The sequence below is a fragment of the Arcicella sp. genome, from assembly GCF_964672035.1.
Map to the genome: position 1 here is coordinate 12,494 of NZ_CBABQS010000009.1, position 19,654 is coordinate 32,147.

At 36.2% G+C, this 19,654-nt stretch carries 16 protein-coding genes; 9 read left to right on the top strand and 7 right to left on the bottom strand.

Going from position 1 to position 19,654, the window contains the following annotated elements; genetic code table 11:
* Positions 1 to 132 precede the first annotated feature (132 nt).
* Positions 133 to 1,704: a T9SS response regulator signal transducer PorX gene (porX, locus tag AC1W31_RS04060; RefSeq protein ID WP_481733128.1), complete on the top strand. Its 1,572-nt coding sequence runs from the start codon at positions 133 to 135 to the stop codon at positions 1,702 to 1,704.
* Here the strand turns inward: porX and kdsB are convergent.
* Positions 1,673 to 2,473, bottom strand: coding sequence for a 3-deoxy-manno-octulosonate cytidylyltransferase (kdsB, locus tag AC1W31_RS04065; RefSeq protein ID WP_481733129.1), 801 nt, complete (start codon positions 2,471 to 2,473; stop codon positions 1,673 to 1,675). The two genes, porX and kdsB, sit on opposite strands and share 32 nt — an antisense overlap.
* A gap of 18 nt (positions 2,474 to 2,491) precedes the next feature.
* Positions 2,492 to 3,019 carry a DUF7935 family protein gene (locus AC1W31_RS04070; RefSeq protein WP_481733130.1) on the bottom strand — a complete coding sequence of 176 codons (528 nt, stop codon included), beginning with the start codon at positions 3,017 to 3,019 and terminating at the stop codon, positions 2,492 to 2,494.
* Between the two features lie 286 nt (positions 3,020 to 3,305).
* Between AC1W31_RS04070 and AC1W31_RS04075 the strand changes: the two genes are divergently transcribed.
* The 3 genes from AC1W31_RS04075 (at position 3,306) to AC1W31_RS04085 (ending at position 8,881) form a co-directional block, all read left to right on the top strand.
* Entirely contained in the window at positions 3,306 to 7,499 is a 4,194-nt protein-coding gene (locus AC1W31_RS04075) for an Ig-like domain-containing protein (RefSeq protein ID WP_481733131.1), read from the top strand.
* Between the two features lie 195 nt (positions 7,500 to 7,694).
* Entirely contained in the window at positions 7,695 to 7,994 is a 300-nt protein-coding gene (locus AC1W31_RS04080) for a HesB/IscA family protein (protein ID WP_481733132.1), read from the top strand.
* The gene (locus AC1W31_RS04085; protein WP_481733133.1) at positions 7,991 to 8,881 is read left to right on the top strand and encodes a Ppx/GppA phosphatase family protein; all 891 of its coding nucleotides are present in this window, start codon (positions 7,991 to 7,993) and stop codon (positions 8,879 to 8,881) included. The genes AC1W31_RS04080 and AC1W31_RS04085 overlap by 4 nt, the downstream gene beginning before the upstream one ends.
* An 83-nt stretch (positions 8,882 to 8,964) precedes the next feature.
* Here the strand turns inward: AC1W31_RS04085 and AC1W31_RS04090 are convergent, their stop codons facing one another.
* Both AC1W31_RS04090 and AC1W31_RS04095 read right to left on the bottom strand, forming a co-directional pair.
* Entirely contained in the window at positions 8,965 to 9,162 is a 198-nt protein-coding gene (locus tag AC1W31_RS04090; protein ID WP_481733134.1) for a hypothetical protein, read from the bottom strand.
* Position 9,163: 1 nt separating this feature from the next.
* A complete protein-coding gene (locus AC1W31_RS04095; RefSeq protein WP_481733135.1) occupies positions 9,164 to 9,343 on the bottom strand; it encodes a hypothetical protein in 180 nt (59 codons plus the stop codon).
* A gap of 199 nt (positions 9,344 to 9,542) precedes the next feature.
* Between AC1W31_RS04095 and AC1W31_RS04100 the strand changes: the two genes are divergently transcribed.
* Positions 9,543 to 10,382, top strand: a complete 840-nt coding sequence (locus AC1W31_RS04100; RefSeq protein ID WP_481733136.1) for a hypothetical protein — start codon at positions 9,543 to 9,545, stop codon at positions 10,380 to 10,382.
* 164 nt (positions 10,383 to 10,546) lie between these two features.
* Here AC1W31_RS04100 and AC1W31_RS04105 read toward each other — a convergent pair whose 3' ends face one another.
* Positions 10,547 to 11,914 carry a C1 family peptidase gene (locus AC1W31_RS04105; protein ID WP_481733137.1) on the bottom strand — a complete coding sequence of 456 codons (1,368 nt, stop codon included), beginning with the start codon at positions 11,912 to 11,914 and terminating at the stop codon, positions 10,547 to 10,549.
* 346 nt (positions 11,915 to 12,260) lie between these two features.
* On the opposite strand from AC1W31_RS04105, the gene AC1W31_RS04110 reads away from it, so the two are divergent.
* From AC1W31_RS04110 to AC1W31_RS04120, 3 genes are all read left to right on the top strand, one after another.
* Positions 12,261 to 13,043 carry a HipA family kinase gene (locus tag AC1W31_RS04110; RefSeq protein ID WP_481733138.1) on the top strand — a complete coding sequence of 261 codons (783 nt, stop codon included), beginning with the start codon at positions 12,261 to 12,263 and terminating at the stop codon, positions 13,041 to 13,043.
* A complete protein-coding gene (locus tag AC1W31_RS04115) occupies positions 13,021 to 13,404 on the top strand; it encodes a DUF3037 domain-containing protein (RefSeq protein ID WP_481733139.1) in 384 nt (127 codons plus the stop codon). Before AC1W31_RS04110 ends, AC1W31_RS04115 begins: the two co-directional genes overlap by 23 nt.
* 218 nt (positions 13,405 to 13,622) lie before the next feature.
* A complete protein-coding gene (locus AC1W31_RS04120; RefSeq protein ID WP_481733140.1) occupies positions 13,623 to 15,863 on the top strand; it encodes a DUF5916 domain-containing protein in 2,241 nt (746 codons plus the stop codon).
* Positions 15,864 to 16,097: 234 nt separating this feature from the next.
* Here the strand turns inward: AC1W31_RS04120 and AC1W31_RS04125 are convergent, their stop codons facing one another.
* The gene (locus tag AC1W31_RS04125; RefSeq protein ID WP_481733141.1) at positions 16,098 to 17,609 is read right to left on the bottom strand and encodes a flavin monoamine oxidase family protein; all 1,512 of its coding nucleotides are present in this window, start codon (positions 17,607 to 17,609) and stop codon (positions 16,098 to 16,100) included.
* Positions 17,610 to 17,708: 99 nt separating this feature from the next.
* Here AC1W31_RS04125 and AC1W31_RS04130 point away from each other — a divergent pair, with 99 nt between their 5' ends.
* Positions 17,709 to 18,941 carry an MFS transporter gene (locus AC1W31_RS04130; RefSeq protein ID WP_481733142.1) on the top strand — a complete coding sequence of 411 codons (1,233 nt, stop codon included), beginning with the start codon at positions 17,709 to 17,711 and terminating at the stop codon, positions 18,939 to 18,941.
* A gap of 85 nt (positions 18,942 to 19,026) precedes the next feature.
* On the opposite strand, the gene AC1W31_RS04135 is transcribed toward AC1W31_RS04130, so the two are convergent.
* On the bottom strand, positions 19,027 to 19,482 hold the full coding sequence (locus tag AC1W31_RS04135; RefSeq protein ID WP_481733143.1) for an Lrp/AsnC family transcriptional regulator: 456 nt from the start codon (positions 19,480 to 19,482) through the stop codon (positions 19,027 to 19,029).
* Between the last annotated feature and the right edge of the window lie 172 nt (positions 19,483 to 19,654).

Genomic DNA, 19,654 nt, shown 5'->3' on the forward strand with positions numbered 1-19,654 from the left:
CATTACTTATGTTGAAAAATGAAATTAATTAATCACTAATATTGTTTAATCACTAATTTCGCAACAACAAAACGAATTACGCTCCGTTATAAATTCTCGGTTACAGATTTATTAAAAATTAAACCAATAATTATGCAATACTCAATCCTCTGGGCAGATGATGAAATAGATCTGCTAAAACCTTATATCATGTTTCTTACGCAAAAAGGCTACGATGTTACCCCCGTTAATTCTGGAAATGATGCGTTGGAAGAACTTAGTAAAAAGAAATTTGATGTTGTTTTCTTAGATGAAAACATGCCTGGCATGACTGGTTTGGAAGTGCTACCCATCATCAAACAGTTGAAGCCCAATTTACCAGTGATTATGATTACCAAATCGGAGGAAGAATATATTATGGAGGAAGCAATTGGCTCTAAAATTGCTGATTATTTAATTAAACCCTTGAACCCCAATCAGATACTTCTTTCAGTAAAAAAGATATTAGATAAAAAACGATTGGAAGAAGAGAAAACAAATCTTTCCTACCAACAAGAATTCCGTCAGATTGCCACGCAATATCAAGACAATATTGACCACGCTGAATGGGCAGAAATCTATAAAAAATTACTTTTCTGGGAATTAGAAATTGACCGTACTGAAAATAAATCAATGGCGGAAGTGATGAATATGCAGAAGTCCGAAGCAAACGCCAATTTCTCTCGATTCATTACCCAGAATTACGAAAATTGGCTCAACGAACCAAAAGCGAACCGCCCGATTTTATCACATGAATTGATGCGGAAGAAAGTTTTTCCGTTACTAAAAGAAGACTCTCCCCTATTTTTTGTGTTGATTGATAATCTTCGGTTTGACCAATGGAAAATTTTGGAAGGATTAATTCAAGATTATTTCTCGGTTGAGACAGAATCTGTCTATTATTCCATTCTTCCCACCACAACTGCCTACGCTCGTAATGCTATTTTCTCTGGTTTGATGCCTTCTGAAATTGAAAAACAATATCCAAAACATTGGGTACAAGATATTGGCGACAGCGAAGAAGAGGAAGGTTTCAACAAACACGAAGAGTTTTTCTTTCAGGAACAATTGAAAAGAAGTAGAATGCCTTTTCCTGTAAAAGCCTCTTATCACAAGATTATTCATAACAATCAGGGTAAAAACTTGGTAGAAAATTTTTCAAAATTAGAACAAAATCATTTGAACATTGTGGTTTATAATTTCGTGGACATGCTCTCGCACGCACGAACTGATATGGCCATGATTAAAGAATTGGCACCAGACGAATCGGGTTACAGAAGTTTGACGGCCTCTTGGTTTAACCACTCGCCTTTATTTGATTTATTGAAGAAAATTGCGGAGAAAAAAGGCCGTTTAATCATCACTACCGACCACGGAATGATACGGGTTCAGAATCCTGTAAAGATTGTGGGAGACCGTTCGGTGAATACAAATTTGCGTTATAAACAAGGAAGAAATCTTAATTGGGATGATGATGGACATCTTTTAATTTGTCGTAAACCTGAGCGATATTTTTTACCAAAGGTCAATGTATCAACAACTTACGTTTTCACAATGGAAGATTATTTCTTTGCGTATCCAAATAATTATAATCATTATGTAAGTCATTACAGGAATACTTTTCAGCACGGTGGCGTATCGTTGGAAGAGTGTATTATTCCGTTTGTTTATTTGACGGCGAAGTAGTAACTCTTCTCAAAGCCTCCTCCAAATCCGCAGGAACATCAATGCCGAAACTATCATAAGGAGTTTCGGCAATTTTTATTTTAAAGCCATTCGCTAACCAACGTAATTGTTCCAACGATTCTACTCGTTCCAATAATGCCATGGGAAGTTTCGTAATTTTCTTCAAAACATCAACTCGGTAAGCATAAATGCCAATGTGTTTGAAATAATCGTGCGTATCTAACCATTTCTCTTTTTCAATTCCCCGCAAATAAGGAACGGTTTGTCGGGTGAAATAAATGGCTTCGTGATTATTATCAAAAACCACTTTTGGGGTATTTGGATTAAACAAAGTAGCTTCGTCTTCAATTTGTTTCACGAGCGTTGCCAATTCTGTTCGTTCGGTTAGACAACCCGCCAAAATATCAATCTGTTCGGGCTGAATAAATGGCTCATCTCCTTGAATATTAATAACATAGTCAAATTTTTGGTAGAGCTTTCCCTGTTTTTTTCTTTCCGCTCTTGATACAATTTGGAAGGCTTCAAAACAACGGTCTGTGCCACTTGGGTGTTTTGTGGAGGTCATGACAACTTCTCCACCAAAGGACAAAACGTGATTAAAAATTCGGTCATCATCCGTAGCAATTACCACTTTAGCGAGCGATTTCGCCTTCAAGGCTTGCTCGTACACTCGTTGAATCATGGATTTCCCACCAATGTCCACGAGCGGTTTGGCAGGAAAACGAGTAGAAGCATAACGGGCGGGAATGACACCTAAAATATTGTTCACGGATTTTTGTTTTTAAAATTACATCATAAAATTCAACCGAATTTCTTGTTTAATCACTCGTAGGGCTTCATCAGATGGATTTACATTTTTCTCAATAATCACTTCAAAAATACGTTTTGAAAGTTCTAAAGCAGGTGAATTCGGGGCTAAATCTCGGGCGGACCAGTTAATAAGCGCAACGGTTTCGTTCATGGCATTTTTCACCATTGCCCACGCTTGATCGCTCATGTAAACTTGTTGAGAAAGATTATGAGAATACTCCTCTCTAATTTCGGCCAACATCAATTGTTGAAATTCTACCACAATTCCGGCACGTCCATTCAATCGAATCAATAAATTATTGGGTGAAATTCTTTCCAAAAATAGCGCCATTCTTTCATACGCCTGCAAACGGATAGGCAACATCGTTTTTGTGGTTTCAGCCTTGATGGCTAATTCTTTTTCGACGACGTCTTTTTTAATAAATGAACTAACTGTCAGGTACATAGACCATAAGACTAAGCCCGCTGGTAGGATTATTTTAACTAAATCGGTAACTAATTCCATTTTGTAAAGGTTAAACGCTCAATCGATAATTAACAATTAATAATTATCAGTAAAATGAGAATGACTAATGATTATATCCAAAAAATCAATATCAAATAATCCACAACAGGATTATGATTGTCAAAAATAGTTAATTTTAATGTCAAAAATGAACTCACAGGCTCGAATAAGCATAATATTTTTGATAATCTTAATTATTGTATGAGATTTGTTATTTGTAAAAATCAATTACTACTCCTAAATTGCAAAAAAAAAATTAATAATCTTCACTTAAATACCACGTCCTGTGAAAAGACTTTTACCACTGATTACAATCTTTTTCTTCGGCCTTTTTTCTAACATTTATTCACAAAAAGGAGCAACAAAACCAACAAATTCTAATCTTCACTCAATTAGTAGTCTGAGTTGCCCATTATCGGTTTATATTCAAGATAATATTCCAGCGGCAGTATGCTCTGAGTTACTCAAAACATTGGTAGCTGTTACGGCAACTTGCACGGATACAACCGCCGTAAGTTACCGTTGGAGTTCATCAATTGGAGGTGTTTTTTCAACTTCCAGAACAACGACATTCAACCTTCCAGAATTTTTCATTGCTACAAATGTAACATTTACCGTGTGGGTAGTTGAGGGAAGTGACTCATTATCAGCCAATTATACTATAAATGTAAAACCTCGTCCCAATAGCCCAAGCCTTACCCCTTTTGGAACGATTGTATTGTGCGATAATAATCCAGTATTATTGACTTCATCGGTTTGTACGGCCGGAAGCACCACCGTATGGTCTAATGGTGCATCGAACGTTAATGCCATCAGCGTACCAGCCATTGGAGGGACTTATTATTCAGTAGCTTGTTATAAAAATGGTTGTATCAGTGACTCAACGGCGGCAGCAGCTTTTATAACGGGTATTGTTTCCAGTTCCCCTACAACCGCCAATAAAACCATTTGTGAGGGTACGACAATTACAACGGGCAATGGATTGCAAGCCAATTTAGTGAATTGTAATAATGGGACTTCGGGGACTTATGCTTATACAGGTGGAACGGTAGGTTATGACAATGGATACATTAGTAACGGTAGTATAAACCCCGCAGTGAGTGTTCCAAGTACGGGAGGGATTATTAAAAAAGTGAGTATTTCAATTACTTGGCGTAAGCAAAAAGGAGGCTTTCAAAATGATTGCGGAACTGGTGATACTCAGACTTGGCCGTATCATAATGAAACTCAATTTAGCGTTAAATCACCCAGCGGTAAAATTATCACATTGGTAAATACCAATACTTACGGGGGTTCAAATAATCCAACAGTTACTACCTTATTTGAAGATGGAGCTTCGCCAGTTAATTATTATAGTCCTCCCGTTTCAGGAACATTAGCTCCATCACAACCACTTTCGGGATTTATTGGCGAAAACCCCGCAGGAACATGGACATTGCTTCCTTTTGATGCCGTTTGGAAAGACCCACTTTGTGTAAGTGGTTTTTCGGTAACATTCTCGGACGCACAAAATGGAACGCTTACTTGGTGGGATTCACCAACGGGAGGAAATCAAGTTGGAACGGGTGCAGAATTTATTCCAACAGTCACCTCCGCTGGCACCTACACTTATTACGCACAAGCACAATGCGTGAAAGGGTGTCCGAGCGTAAGAACAGCATCAACGTTAACGATTCAACCAACGCCACCTACGCCAATAATTAGTGTTAGTATTCCAGAAGTAAGTAATGTAAGAAGTATTTGTACAGGTGAATCAATTACATTAACTGCCACAGGATGTAACAATGGAGGAACGGTGAGATGGAACAGTAGTTACAGTGGAACAAATTTCGCAACTGGCTCATCCTATACACTTTTACCTACTGGAAGCAATTCATCGAACGTAACCCACACATTTACATCCGTTTGCGAAGGCTCAAATCTTTGTAAAAGTGTAGACAGTGGTTCAATTTCTGTGGTTGTAAAATATAAACCATCACAACCAACGATATTTGGACCAGGCGCTTCTATCTGTGCAAATTCGAGTGTAACACTTTCGGCTTCAGCTTGTTCGGGTGGTACATTGGGTTGGACAGGGAATCGTTCGGAAAGTTCTATTACTTTTAATTTAACGGGTTCTGTAAATATAAAAACGGCTTGTAGCATCAATGGCTGTACGAGTGATAGTAGCAATGTTTATTCAATTTCATCTTTACCAAAACCAAATGCTTTAACGGTAAATTCATCGCAAGTACAAGCGGTTTGTTATGGTTCGAGTGTAACGCTAACTGCCAGCGCTTGCGTTGGAACGGTAAAATGGACTGGTAATTTATCAGGTTCACCCATCACGGTTACTCCCTTATCTTCAAGGAATTATAAAGCATCTTGCTTATCATCAAATGGTTGTTCAAGTGATAGTAGTGCTGCTTTAAATATTGTTGTTTTACCGAAATCAAAACCAACCATTAGCGGCAATACTTTCGTTTGTGGGATAAGTTCTGTCACCTTAACCGCCTCTGGATGTTCTGGTACAAATGAAACGGTTGTATGGAGAAATGAAAGTACAGGAATAACATTCACACAAACGATTTCTCAAACGAAGACATTTAGAGCAGTTTGTATCAGAAATGGTTATTGTGTAAGTGATAGTAGTGATATTTTTACGATTCAATACAGAATAAAGTCTTCGCAACCAATTATTACACCTCCCGCCAATACAACTATTTGTCAAGGGACGGGTGTAAGTTTAACGGCCAGTGCCTGTGCAGGAGGCACTTTGGGTTGGACTGGAGGGTTGATTGGGCAGACGATAAGTGTTTATCCGAATACTACGAAAAGCTACGAAGTGGCTTGTGTGATAAATGGTTGCGTTAGTGATAGTTCATTGGCGGTGAGTATAATGGTTAATCCTACGCCTGTAATTAATATCAGTAGTAATAAAACTTCTTTATGCTCAGGGGATTATGCTTTTTTAACTGTTTCAGGATGTACTGGAACAATTTTATGGTCAAATGGAGCGGCTTCGTCCATTATTAAAGTGTCTCCAACTTCCAATACTACTTATACCTCAACCTGTGCTTTGGGTTCTTGTTCAGCTAATCAATCAGTAAATATTACCGTTTTACCAGCACCGTCTATAACTACATCTGGTTTATTACAATGTGGCCAAACCGTTACTTTGACTACTAATAATGTACCTGCGGGTTCATCTATCCAATGGCGGAAAGATGGGGTGGATATTGTTGGGGCTACAAGCGATGCACTTATAATTGGTAGTGTGGGGAGTTATGATTTTACAGTTGGGGCAACCATTTCTACTCAGTTACAAATTAATACTGCAAATTCAAGTGATATACGATTTGTGGATTTGAACAATGGTTATGTGTTTAACGCTAATATTCTTTGGAAAACGACAAATGGTGGAACAAATTGGGGAAATGTGTATTCACATACGAGTAATTTTGAAGATGTTTACTTTGTTGATAGCAATAATGGATGGGCAATTACTCAACAAAATATATTAAAAACTACAAATGGAGGACTAAACTGGACTATTTATAATAATAATTGGTCAGTAGTAACGCTTTCAAAAATGACATTTAAAGACCATAATACAGGGATTATTATAACAAATGATGGAAGAAGTTTAGCCACAACGAATGGTGGTGTGACTTGGACTTTAAATACAAATCCAGTGGAATCAAATATTAGTTCTTGGCAATTTAAAAGATTACTATATATTCCCAATACGAATAATATTTTATTAGCATACAGGAGTAATGGAACAACTCTCGTTAAATTAATAAAATCAATGGATACTGGTACATCATGGACTACCGTTTCTTTTCCAAATGTTACTTATTTTAGCGGTTTAGAAGACATTAGTTTCGTGGATTCAAATAATGGTTGGTTAGTTGGATTTGAGTATGATAAATTACTCATGAAAACCGTTGACGGTGGAAACACATGGACACGGTTAAGTCCAATTATGAGTTCAGGGAATTATAATAAAGTTGATTTTATTACACCTCAAATTGGATATGTTCAAGCCTTAGACTATTCAACGTTTAACAATCGAATTTTCAAGACTAAAGACGGTGGTTATACTTGGAGTATATTTAAGAATATTGATAATAACAGTAATTATCTCAATACCAACAACATAAAAATAAAATTTTTATCTGAAGATAATGGATGGTATGCAACTCAAGCTCCAAATACAAATCAGTCATTTCTGAATAAAATATCAACCCCCCAATGCCCAACCATTCCAAAAATAATCCAAAATAATTGCTGCAATGGATTGGAAACCCTAAAATCTGGCTCATGGACAGACCCCACCACTTGGTCATGTAATCGCATGCCAACTTCAACTGATGATATTTTTATAAATACAGGGCATACAATTACAGACAATGGAAATACAATTCACGCAAAAACACTCAATTATCGAGGAGGAATATTACAATTATCAACTACCACAAACTTTATATTGAGGTAACCATATTGCATCGTCACAAAAAATCCCTTTCAGATTTATGTTGAAAGGGATTTTTTTATACCTAAAATTTGGCAACTAATTATCTTTCATACAGGTTAATAATGAATGACTACAAGGATTAACGCTCTTTAAAACCAAAAAATAGCTAATTTTAAGGTCAAAAATGAATTCAAAAATTGAATCGCTTATTTTTTTATGATTGAAACAAAAATTATCCCCATCAATATTACAGAAAATGCCAAAGAACAAGTCAATAACGCCTTGACTATCAAAGGAATACCCGATAATTATTTTCTTAGAATTGGTTTACGAGGAGGAGCGTGTAGTGCAACGTATTTCATCGGATTTGATAAAATGGAAGACCTTGACGACCTTTACGAAATTGAAAATCTCAATATCAAATTATTAATAAAAAGACCACATCTGATGTATCTGATGGGTGTAGAATTGGATTTTGAAGAAGAAGGAAACGGATATACATTTAATAAAATATGAAACTCGCTGCTATTGACATTGGCTCTAATGCCGCCCGTATGCAAATCTCGAAAGTATTGGAAAATGATGGAAAGATTAGCTTCAAAAAAGTTGAATACGTACGTTTTGCCCTTCGTTTGGGGCATGACGTGTTTAATGATGGAGAAATCAGTCCTGAATCGGAGGTTAGGATTTTTAAATTATTAAATGCTTATAAACTCTTGATGGATTTGCACGAAGTGAAAGAATATCTCATTTGTGCCACCTCCGCAATGCGTGAGGCGGGAAATGCTGAAGCGGTAATTACCCGCATCCACAAAATTTTAGACATGAAAATCCATATCATTGAGGGTACAAAAGAAGCAGAATTAATCAATGATGTGGTGGTTCAGGCTTTGGATGATGCCAATTATTTACACATCGATGTAGGTGGCGGTTCGACTGAGTTAAATATCTATTCGCAAAGAATGAAAATTGCTTCCCGTTCTTTCAAAATCGGTTCAGTCAGAACATTGGAAAATAAAGAAAAAGAAGGCGATTGGGAGAAGATGAAAAAGTGGGTAGAAAGTAATATTGATATAAAAACAGCAAATATAACAGCCGTTGGAACGGGTGGAAATATCAATAAATTATTCAATATTTCTCCGAATCATGAAGGTGAAACTTCTATGAGTTACGATGAATTAAATCGGTTGAAAGAATATGTAGGCTCATTTACTTACGAAGAACGTATCAATAAACTTCGCCTCAATGCCGATCGAGCCGATGTCATTTTGCCTGCCGCTCAAATCTATCTATCCGCCATGAAGTGGTCAGGAGCGAAGAATATTATCGTTCCTGATTTGGGATTGAAAGACGGAATTATCAAAATGGTTTATGAGAAAATTCAGAATCGAAAAAAGGGTTGACGCTAAATTACAAACATCTAAATCCATGAAGGAGACGTGAATAAATCATTTATCTACGTCTCTTTCATGGATATTCAAATATTTCACTTTTTGCTTTTGTCCCCATTATCATCAATTATTCTTCCCAGATAATTAACAACACTCGTCTCTCCGTGGCTTTGACCTCCGCCTTTGTATTCATTTTTACTCATGTTCCTAAACTGAATGTAAGTGGCAGTTCCGAAGGAAATGAAAGAAACTACAACGGCAAAAGTTAAAACCAATAATTCTAAGTTTTCCATATTAATTTTTGAGTTTCGTATTGACGTATATTAACATCGCCAAAATAGTGGGTGGCCATAGACCAATAAAAATGGCTCTCGTAGGGTCTTTCAAGAATACGAACTCGTATTCTGAAACGAATATTAGAATAACTACAAGGACTAAAATGACAATTTCTGATACTTTGAATTTATGAAACATAATTTTTATTTATATTAAATGTAAAATTGGAGTAAGTCAAGAAGGCTATACATTGATAACGGCTGATTTGAAGGAATGTTCAGTATCTATTGCAAATTCTTTGATAGATCCTTGGAGCGTACTTAAATTAAACATAATTGATTTTCAATTGGTTAACTCCATGAAAATAAAATTACAATAATATAACTAATCACAAAACATGGATAAATTCTTACAAAGTTGGATTGCCGTTTATGATAAATGTGAAAACCAATGGCATTCAACTCAAACTTCAAAAATGATTAGCAATTTGGTAGTTTTGTTTTTTTTTGTTGGAATAATTATCACCTTACTCTCTCAATATCAAATCATTAACTACCAAGTAGGAATTTTTTTTTCTATTGAATTAGCATTTAGTGTTCTATTGATTTGTGAGATTTTAGGATTGGTCTTCATCTTGACGCATTCAGTAGCGGATTCGATTGGGAAGCAATTTGAGATTATTTCTTTAATTTTATTGCGTGATGCATTTAAGGAGATGGGGCATTTGCCCTTAGATGTTAAATGGAATACTGAAACACTGTTAGAACTTTTACCCTTATTAGTTGATGCTCTTGGGGCAGTTATAATTTTTTTAATTATTGGGTTATTTTATAGAGCTCAACGCCATGTGCAAATTACCAGTAACCCTGAAGAACAAATTAGATTTATCTTGTTAAAAAAAATGATAGCTAACATACTTCTAATGGTTTTTTTGTCCATTTGTATCTATGATATTCTTGACTTTTTTATTACAAATCAATATCAAAACACCTTCAATGTCTATTACAATATCTTGATTTTCACGGACATCCTAATTTTAATTATTTCTCTACGATACAGTAATCTTTATATCCATTTATTTAGGTATTCATCATTTGCTTTAGCAACGGTTATTATTAGGCTATCACTCTCCGCCCCAAAGTATTATAATGTCTTGTTGAGTGTTTTAGCAGGACTTTTTGTATTGATGGTTACAAATATTTATAATATGCTTAACAAAAATCAAGCAATTAAATAAGTACAAAAACGATTATTGAATGATTAGTTTCGATTAAGTAAAATTCTGCTGGTTGTCGTATAGTAGTCTAAAAAGTCTTGTTTTATAGAATATTATTACATAAAGAAAGGCTATCTCATAATAAAATTTTGTAAATTTTAATTATGGGACAGCCTTTCTTCAAATTACTTTTCCTCCTCTTCTTCCTCTCCTGATTCCTCCTCTTCTTCATCTCCTTCCTCTTCATCATCTCCTTCTTCCTCTTCATCTTCCTCTTCTTCTCCTTCTTCTTCGTCTTCTTCCTCTTCATCTTCCTCTTCTTCTCCTTCTTCTTCGTCTTCTTCGTCTTCCTCTTCTTCCTCTTCTTCGTCTTCTTCTCCTTCCTCTTCTTCGTCTTCTTCTCCTTCCTCTTCGTCATCTTCTTCGTCTTCTCCTTCCTCTTCTCCTTCCTCTTCTTCGTCCTCTTCTTCGTCTTCTTCTTCGTCCTCTTCTTCGTCTTCTTCTTCTCCTCCTTCCTCTTCTTCTTCGTAAGAACCTAAAATATCATCGTATTCACCTTCACCTTCATATTCTAATTCATCATATTCTTCGGTTACTTCATCATCATAGTCATAAACATCAACGAATTCCCAAATATCAAAATCGCTATAATCGCTATCTTTATAAAATTGAAAATCGTTTCTATCATATCCTCTTCCACCATCAACTACTGATTTTTTATCGTTAATCCAAGAATCATCAGCATCAGGAATTGGCGTTGTACGTCCAAAAATCCAGCAATCGCCAAGATTAAACTTCTCACTCATCAAATATTCATAAGGCATATAACAGTAGCCTTTATCTCCCCATTTATCACCCCAAGAATTACGGACAATAAACATTTTATCTACATCTGAATAACCTACGCACAACATTGCGTGTAAACCATGTGCTTTTCTACCCGTTTCATCAGGCGATGGCATTGAAACAATTCCTTTGTTTGGTGTACAACTATCAAATGATGAAAATAAAGCAGTTCCAAAAACAATTGGATAACCTTCTGCCAAAGATTGTTTCCAAATATCTAATTTAACGGGTACAAATTTCTTTGTTTCAATTTTGAAATCTGCCGCTGCTACATAAGAACCTTCATCGGGTTTTTTATTAACACTTTTTAAATCGTAAGGCCAAGTATCTTCCTTACAAGCCCCAATTTTCATTAAACTATCAACTGCATATTGAATGTGACTGCCTGAATCAGTAATTTCACTACCAGCTCTTAAACGTGCATTATAGTAAATAAAAAGTCGGCTAACGTCAAAAGCTTGTTTACTCAAATATTTTTTTACTAAATACTCATAAGCCCCAGCAACTGCATTTGCCGTACAACTACTAAGACTTTTTTGGTCTTCGACCTGAGTCATAAATGCCCGTAAATCTACTTTTGGAGGAAGTGTGGCTCCTTTGATATCTGATGATGCTTTATACTTTTCAGCATCTGCACTTGGGCTTAAATAATCGTACCCTTTGATTTCACGGTCTGAACCGCCTTGATTACTAAATTTTAAACTCATAGTTAAGTACGGGAGTGCCTAAGCACCGTTAAAGTGTCAGTGTTTGATTTTAAAAAGGAATGAAATTGGTAATATTTTTTCGCTCAAAAAAAAAGGAAAATAGTGGCAATTTCAAGTTTTTTTGAAGCATTTTAATCCTCGAATTAAAAGAAGTACGCAAAGGAATAACATTTTATTAACAATCCAAAACTTGTTTTATGAAACTTATCAAGCGGAGAAAAACAGCGGAATTTCATAGAAATTAATGGATTTTTTATACTAATTAGTCTTTCAAATTTCAAGTAAAAATGCTCAATCCATAGAATTATGCGTAATTTTGGAAACAAAAATTTTACCTAAATCCTTTATGAACAAACTTGAATTAAGAACTGTCAATGTAACTCGCTACGTAACTCCCTTGCGTGAAGGAGGTTCATTGCCTGCCATTGTGGAAGCGGATGATGGATTTCTGTATGTCCTCAAATTTCGGGGAGCAGGTCAAGGTGTGAAAGCACTCATTGCCGAATTAATTGGCGGTGAAATGGCTCGTGCAATGGGTTTACGTTTGCCAGAATTGGTCTTTGCTAATTTGGTGGATACTTTTAGCAAAACCGAACCCGATGAGGAAATCCAAGATTTGCTTCGAGCGAGTACGGGCTTGAATTTAGGTTTACACTATTTATCAAGTTCTATTACTTTCGACCCGCTCGTTACCACCATTGATCCAAAACTTGCCTCACAAATTGTGTGGTTAGATTGTATTTTGACCAATGTTGACAGAACGCCAAGAAATACCAATATGCTGACTTGGAACAAGCAATTATGGCTGATTGACCACGGTGCTGCATTGTATTTTCATCATAATTGGGACAATTGGGAAGAACAAGCTAAACGTCCATTTTTGCCAATAAAAGACCATGTTTTGTTACCACAAGCCTCTGAATTAGAGGAGATTAATACTGAATCTCGTAAAATTTTTACGCTTGAATTAATAACAGAAATTGTTAACTTAATTCCAGACGAATGGTTGCCAGAAGAAGGTTCGCCCGAAAGTCAAAAAGAAGTTTACATTAAATTTTTAGAAACCAGAATTGAAATATCTGATTTATTAGTAAAAGAAGCCAACCATGCAAGACAAATACTTATATGAATACGCCGTCATTCGGGTTGTGCCGAGGGTGGAACGTGAGGAGTTTTTGAACGTTGGTATTATTCTTTATTGTTCAAAACAAGGATTTTTAGAAGCGAAAATCCAACTCAATGAAACACGTTTTAATGTTTTTCCTTGCACCATTGAAGCCTCCGAATTGCAAGAATATTTGCAAACATGGCAACGCATCTGCAGAGGTGGAAAAGAAGGTGGCCCCATTGGATTATTGCCAATCGCCTCCCGTTTTCGTTGGCTAACTTCCACTCGAAGCACCATTGTTCAAACTTCAAAAGTCCATCCCGGATTCTGCAAAAATGCCGCTGAAACGCTGGAATCTTTATTTCAGGATTTAGTGGCTTGATTTTCAGAGAAAACATTCCTAAAAATCAAGGTATTAGAAATATAAAAAGGGCGACATTATTTTCGGTAATGTCGTCCTTGTATGTGCTATCACGTATATACACACAAATAAGCATTAAAAAATTGCAGATATGAGATACCTTTGTTTATTAGAATTATTGCAAAAGTATTTTAAGCAAAAAATCTATTCAAAACATCAATAAACAAAACATTCTCTCAGTGAAAAAACTATTACTTTTTTTGTCCTCATATTTCGTCAGCTTGACCCTATCAGCCCAAAAAATTAACGAAAAATACCAATATCATATCAACAAAGCCACCAGTGAAATTAGAATTGATGGCAAGTTGGATGAAGCTCAATGGCAACGTTGCGAATCAACTTCCGATTTTTGGATGATGACTCCTGCCGATACGTCTAAGGCGAAATGTACAACCGTGGCAAAATTTACGTATGATGATAAATATCTCTATTTTTCCGCCATTAATTCGCAACAAAAAGAAGCACCATACATCGTTGAATCGCTGAAAAGAGATTTTAATTTTGGTCGAAATGACAATCTTTGGCTCATTCTCGAACCTTTCAATGACCTTACCAATGGTTGGGTTTTTGGAACGAATGCGGCGGGAGCTCAATTTGATGGGCAGATTGGCGAAGGCACAAATCTAAATGCCAATTGGGATAATCGTTGGATTTCGCAAACCAGTTTTGATGGTAATAATTGGATTTTGGAAATGGCAATTCCTTTTAGTTCACTCCGTTATAAGGCGGGAGAAACCAATTGGGGCATGAATTTGAGTCGTTTAGATTTAGGTTCAAACGAAAAATCTACGTGGGCTCCCATTCCACGCCAGTTTTTCTCCATTACACTTGCTTACACAGGAACGCTGGTTTGGGACAATCCTCCGCCCGCACCCAAAACCAATATCTCCATTATTCCCTACGTTTTGGGAGGAATTAGTAAGAATTTTGAAAAAGGAGAAGATGCCGTTTTTAGAAGAGATTTTGGGGGCGATGCAAAAATTGCCGTTTCTCCATCGCTAAATCTTGACCTTACCGTAAATCCAGATTTCTCACAAGTAGATGTCGATCAACAAGTTACCAATCTTAATCGTTTCGAATTATTTTTTCCAGAACGTCGTCAATTTTTCTTAGAAAATTCGGATATTTTCAACAGTTTTGGCGGTGATGAAACTCGTCCTTTTTTCTCTCGTCGAATTGGTTTAGGAACTCCTATTCAATATGGTGCAAGATTGAGCGGAAAATTGGGTAATAATTGGCGAATTGGACTCTTAAATATCCAAACAAGTGCCAACAAAGATACGTCTGTGGGGCTTCCTACTTACAATTATACGGTTTTTGCCTTGCAACGTAAACTCTTTTCTCGTTCCAATATCAGTATGATGGTTGTTAATAAGGAAGGCATCGGATTTGGCTTAGAAAATACCAGAAAAGGCTTTAATCAGTACAATCGGAATGTGGTTTTGCAATATAATTTAGCATCAAAAACCAATAAATGGACGGGAAAAGCGGCGCTTATGAAATCCTTCACGTCCGAACAAACAACCGACGATTATACCCAATATTATGACGTTTCATTTACCACCCAAATCTGGGATATTGGTTTGACTTACAGCAGAATTGGCGAAAATTTCAAGGCTGAAACGGGCTTTGTTCCCCGAAAAGGATACCATTATTGGAATCCGAATATTGGTTATACTCACTATATTAAAAATTCGATTAGCCGTCTCATTTCGCATGGCCCGAAGTTGCTGAGTTTTATGTATGAAAACAATAATACAAATGTTCCTGTGAATATTTCACTGTCTTCCGACAATTCGACAACGCACGTTTTAAGCTATAATTTCACCTTTCGTGATCGGGCAACTTTTGATATTTTTGCTGCTTACGATAACGTTTTATTATTCTCATCTTTCAATCCTATCAACCCTTATTTGAAAGATTTTTACGTAAAAAATCGTAGTCAACACAGTTGGACTTCATGGAGCACGGCTTTTGTATCTTCTCCTCGAAATTTATTTACGTATGGATTAAATACTCGCTACGGAACTTACTTCGGCGATGGCACTCGATTACGAGTGAATGGGCAAATTGGTTATCGTTTTCAGCCATTCGTAAGTCTTTCCTTATCAGCAGAATATAATAAAATTAAAGATGTAAATGTATTCAGAGGCAATGACGATAAACCAACTTTGGCAGGGGCAGATTTCTGGTTAATTCAGTCTAAATTTGATATAACTTTTACCAATAAAATTTTCTGGACAACTTACATTCAATATAATGAACAAGTAAAAAACGTCAATTTAAACAGCCGTATTCAGTGGCGATATAAACCCGCTTCGGATGTTTTCTTAGTATATTCTGATAATTATTTACCCTCAGATTTAGGCATAAAAAACCGCTCAATTGTCTTGAAATGGAATTATTGGTGGAATATTTAATTTAATGGGCAATTGATAATGGATAATGGACAATTGATAATGGATAATGGATAATGGGCAATTGATAATGGATAATTGATAATTAAGTGCCAAGATAAAATTAATTAGCAACATACTTACGGCATGACCAATAATAACTTATTGACTATCAGCATTTTATAATGAATCTATACAATGAGTTAATTTGTCTAAACAATTATCAATTATCCATTACAAATAGTCCATTATCAATTATCAACTCCCTTTCACCCTACGAATCAACTCTTCCGCAGCTTTGCGTCCCGTTTCGGCACCGCCATTCATATATCCTTGAAATTCTTTTGAACAGTGTTCGCCCGCAAATAGAATACTATTAATCGGTTCACTTTCCACGCCACCAAAAGCCGTTTGTTGTCCTACGGTCATACAAGCGTAACTACCTTCGGCAAGCGGTGAATTACCCCAATTGAAAGTACCTTTTTTACCATTAAATTGGTCTTTAATCGTTGGATAAATCACGTTTAATTTATCCAAATAATCACCTATCTGACTGTCATTCAAGTTTTTACCCATTTTTCCCCCAAAGAAAACCGAATAGCCTCCCGCACCTGTATTATCGTGTTGCATTTGCGAACTATCCCAACCGTTATGCATTAAACTACTGAGCACATAGCCCGAAAATCCTTCGTCACGCCAGATTCTATTATTCATGCCCAAAAACATTTTTGAGTTCGTTCCGTAAGATAATTCCTTAATACATTTTTCTTTTTTTGGCGACATGTCTACATTCATTTTCACGTCTCTCAAAACCGAAAAAGGAATCGTCATTATCACAAAATCGGCATAAATTTCTTTCCCATTTTGGAAATTTAATCGATATTCCATCCCCTTTTCGGTAAGCGAATCCAAGTGATATTCACGCTCAATTTGTCCTTCCAAAGTCTTCGCCAAAGCATCCACTACCTTCTGGTTTCCGCCAATCACTTTGTAACGTTCGTCACTTTCACCATAAATATCAAAGCCATTTTCGCAATTGCCATCCAACAAAGAAATAAAAGCCAAACAGTTCTGGACGTCCGATTCCAAGCCCATTTCAGCAGTATAAGATATTCTCAATAATTCGTACAGCCAGCCTGTTATCCCAATTTTTTGCAGATATTCATCGAGTGATAATTTATCCAAAGCAATCAATGCTGGATTTTTATAATTTCTGGTGGCAACCAAATCAGCATCTTTTTTGATGATTGGCAAATAAGGTTTGATGGCTTCAATCAACGATTTTTCCGTAATTCTACGATTGTCGAAATAAAAATCGTGCTGAACCAAATCCTTTTTCACCTCGGCTGGTGCTTGCATATCCAATAATCCAAGATTGAATTCTTTACATAATTGTAACATATCCTTGTGGGAAGAATCAATAAATTCGCCGCCTAATTCGGTGGTAATTCCATCTGCCAATAACCCCGTTACGCTCATCATTCGTCCACCTGTACGTTTGGCCGCTTCATAAATGGTTGGTTTAAAGCCTGCTTTATTAAGATAATGAGCAGCATTTAATCCCGAAATTCCGCCGCCAATAATGGCAATTTTAATATCTTTTGTGGAAACACAACTCGAAAAATCAAAAGCAATTAAACTGGCAAAGGAAGCAATAGAAGCCGTTTTTAGAAAATTTCTCCGAGATTCGTCATAATCATATTGTGGACTTTGGACTTGAATAAATGCTCGCTTAATTAATTTAATAATGGGAGATTTTGGGTTTTTCATTGGTAAATTTTGGTTGTTACACTTAAAATTAGTTTAAGCAATTTATAAATTATATATTGTACTTTTTTAATCAAATCAATTAATAATTTTTTCAAATAAATGCAAACCAAAACCACCACCCAACATCTTTTCAGTATTCCCGTCATCGTTGCCGCCTTGGGCTATTTTGTGGATATTTATGATTTACTCCTTTTTGGAATTGTTCGGGTGCCAAGTTTGAAAGACTTAGGTTTATCGCCCGAAGAAGTTTCATCGGTCGGTAAAAATATTATTAACTGGCAAATGGGCGGTTTATTAATTGGCGGGATTTTATGGGGAATTTTGGGTGACAAAAAAGGGCGTTTATCCGTTTTATTTGGGTCAATTATTACGTATTCAATCGCCAATATTGCCTGTGGATTTGTGAAAGACCCCACTACTTATGCCCTCCTCCGCTTTGTGGCAGGTGTTGGTTTAGCGGGAGAATTAGGCGCAGGAATCACTTTAGTTTCAGAAATTCTACCGAAAGAAATAAGAGCATTGGGTTCATCGTTAGTAGCGGGAATTGGTTTATTCGGAGCCGTGTTTGCTTACTTTACCGTAAAGGAATTAGGCGGTTGGAGAAATGCTTATTTTGTGGGCGGAGGACTTGGAATCGTACTTTTATTGCTCCGTGTCAGTGTTTTTGAATCAGGGATGTTTGAAAGTTTAAAGCATCAAACCCACATCAAAAAAGGAAATTTCTTTTCACTTTTCACTAATAAAGACCGCTTATTTAGGTATTTAAAATGTATCGCCATCGGAATACCCACGTGGTTTGTGATTGGAATTTTAGCCACTTTTGCCAATGAATTTGGCGTAGCAATGGGCATTCCAGAAGTCATCGAACCAGGAAAAGCTATCATGTTTTGTTACGTCGGACTTGCTACGGGAGATTTAATGAGTGGCGTGATTAGTCAGTATTTGAAATCACGTAAAAAAGCGGTTGCCATCTTACTTTTTCTTTCCTTAATTTGCAGTATTGTGTACTTGTATTCAGGCATTAAAACGGCAACAGGTTTGTATGCAACTTGTGTTTTTGCAGGTTTTTCAGTGGGATATTGGGCCATGTTTGTAACCATCGGAGCCGAACAATTTGGCACGAATCTAAGAGCTACTGCCGCCACAACCGTACCCAATATGGTTCGTGGAACGGTAATTTTAATGACTTCACTTTTTGCGTATTTAAAACCCACGATGAGTATTTTTAACGCCGCCGCCGTTGTGGGGTTAATTGCTTTTGTATTAGCATTTTATTCAATTTTCACAATTCCTGAAACGCATGGGAAGGATTTGGACTTTTTGGAGGAGTAGGAAAAGTTAGAATATTTAAAGAAGTTAGAAATTTATGAATTAAAAACTTTCTAACTTCTTTTAACTCTTTAACTATAAAACTCAATCAACTCACCAAAAAACCCGTCTCATGCTTAATTTCGGACATGACAAAAATCGAATGGGTACTGCCAATATTCTCCAATGAAGCTAATTTATTCATTAAAAATGCCTGATATTCTCGCATATCATGGACGACAATTTTTAACATAAAATCATAGTCTCCCGAAATATTATAACATTCTTGCACTTCGTCCAATTGAACAATTTCATGCACAAATTTTGCCCCTGCTTCTTGGGCGTGTTCCTTCAAACGAATACTGCAAAAGACCATTAAATCTTTCGCAACCTTCTCTCTGTCTACCAAAGCCACATATTTTTTAATAACGCCATCTTTTTCTAACCTCCTCACACGCTCGTAAACGGGCGTTGGCGAGAGGTTTAAACGAGAGGCTAATTCCTTCGTGGTCAAGAGGGCATCTTGTTGTAAATGTCTAAGAATTTCTTTGTCGGTCGAATCCATTTTTATGGCCATAATTTCAATAGATAATTTATCGTTTCTCGGAAAAATACCTTGTTTATTTAGTTAATAATATCTTCTATTATCAGTAATTAAAGTAAATATATCTAATTATTTGAAATAAAGTAAATTATTTATCCAAAACCGATAAATTTGTGGCAGATTTCATTGAGAA

Bases quoted from the DNA above. Each gene is read 5' to 3' on its own strand.
- porX (WP_481733128.1), top strand. From the start codon at position 133: ATGCAATACTCAATCCTCTGGGCAGATGATGAAATAGATCTGCTAAAA.
- AC1W31_RS04070 (WP_481733130.1), bottom strand. From the start codon at position 3,019: ATGGAATTAGTTACCGATTTAGTTAAAATAATCCTACCAGCGGGCTTA.
- AC1W31_RS04080 (WP_481733132.1), top strand. From the start codon at position 7,695: ATGATTGAAACAAAAATTATCCCCATCAATATTACAGAAAATGCCAAA.
- AC1W31_RS04085 (WP_481733133.1), top strand. From the start codon at position 7,991: ATGAAACTCGCTGCTATTGACATTGGCTCTAATGCCGCCCGTATGCAA.
- AC1W31_RS04090 (WP_481733134.1), bottom strand. From the start codon at position 9,162: ATGGAAAACTTAGAATTATTGGTTTTAACTTTTGCCGTTGTAGTTTCT.
- AC1W31_RS04095 (WP_481733135.1), bottom strand. From the start codon at position 9,343: ATGTTTCATAAATTCAAAGTATCAGAAATTGTCATTTTAGTCCTTGTA.
- AC1W31_RS04100 (WP_481733136.1), top strand. From the start codon at position 9,543: ATGGATAAATTCTTACAAAGTTGGATTGCCGTTTATGATAAATGTGAA.
- AC1W31_RS04105 (WP_481733137.1), bottom strand. From the start codon at position 11,914: ATGAGTTTAAAATTTAGTAATCAAGGCGGTTCAGACCGTGAAATCAAA.
- AC1W31_RS04110 (WP_481733138.1), top strand. From the start codon at position 12,261: ATGAACAAACTTGAATTAAGAACTGTCAATGTAACTCGCTACGTAACT.
- AC1W31_RS04115 (WP_481733139.1), top strand. From the start codon at position 13,021: ATGCAAGACAAATACTTATATGAATACGCCGTCATTCGGGTTGTGCCG.
- AC1W31_RS04125 (WP_481733141.1), bottom strand. From the start codon at position 17,609: ATGAAAAACCCAAAATCTCCCATTATTAAATTAATTAAGCGAGCATTT.
- AC1W31_RS04130 (WP_481733142.1), top strand. From the start codon at position 17,709: ATGCAAACCAAAACCACCACCCAACATCTTTTCAGTATTCCCGTCATC.
- AC1W31_RS04135 (WP_481733143.1), bottom strand. From the start codon at position 19,482: ATGGATTCGACCGACAAAGAAATTCTTAGACATTTACAACAAGATGCC.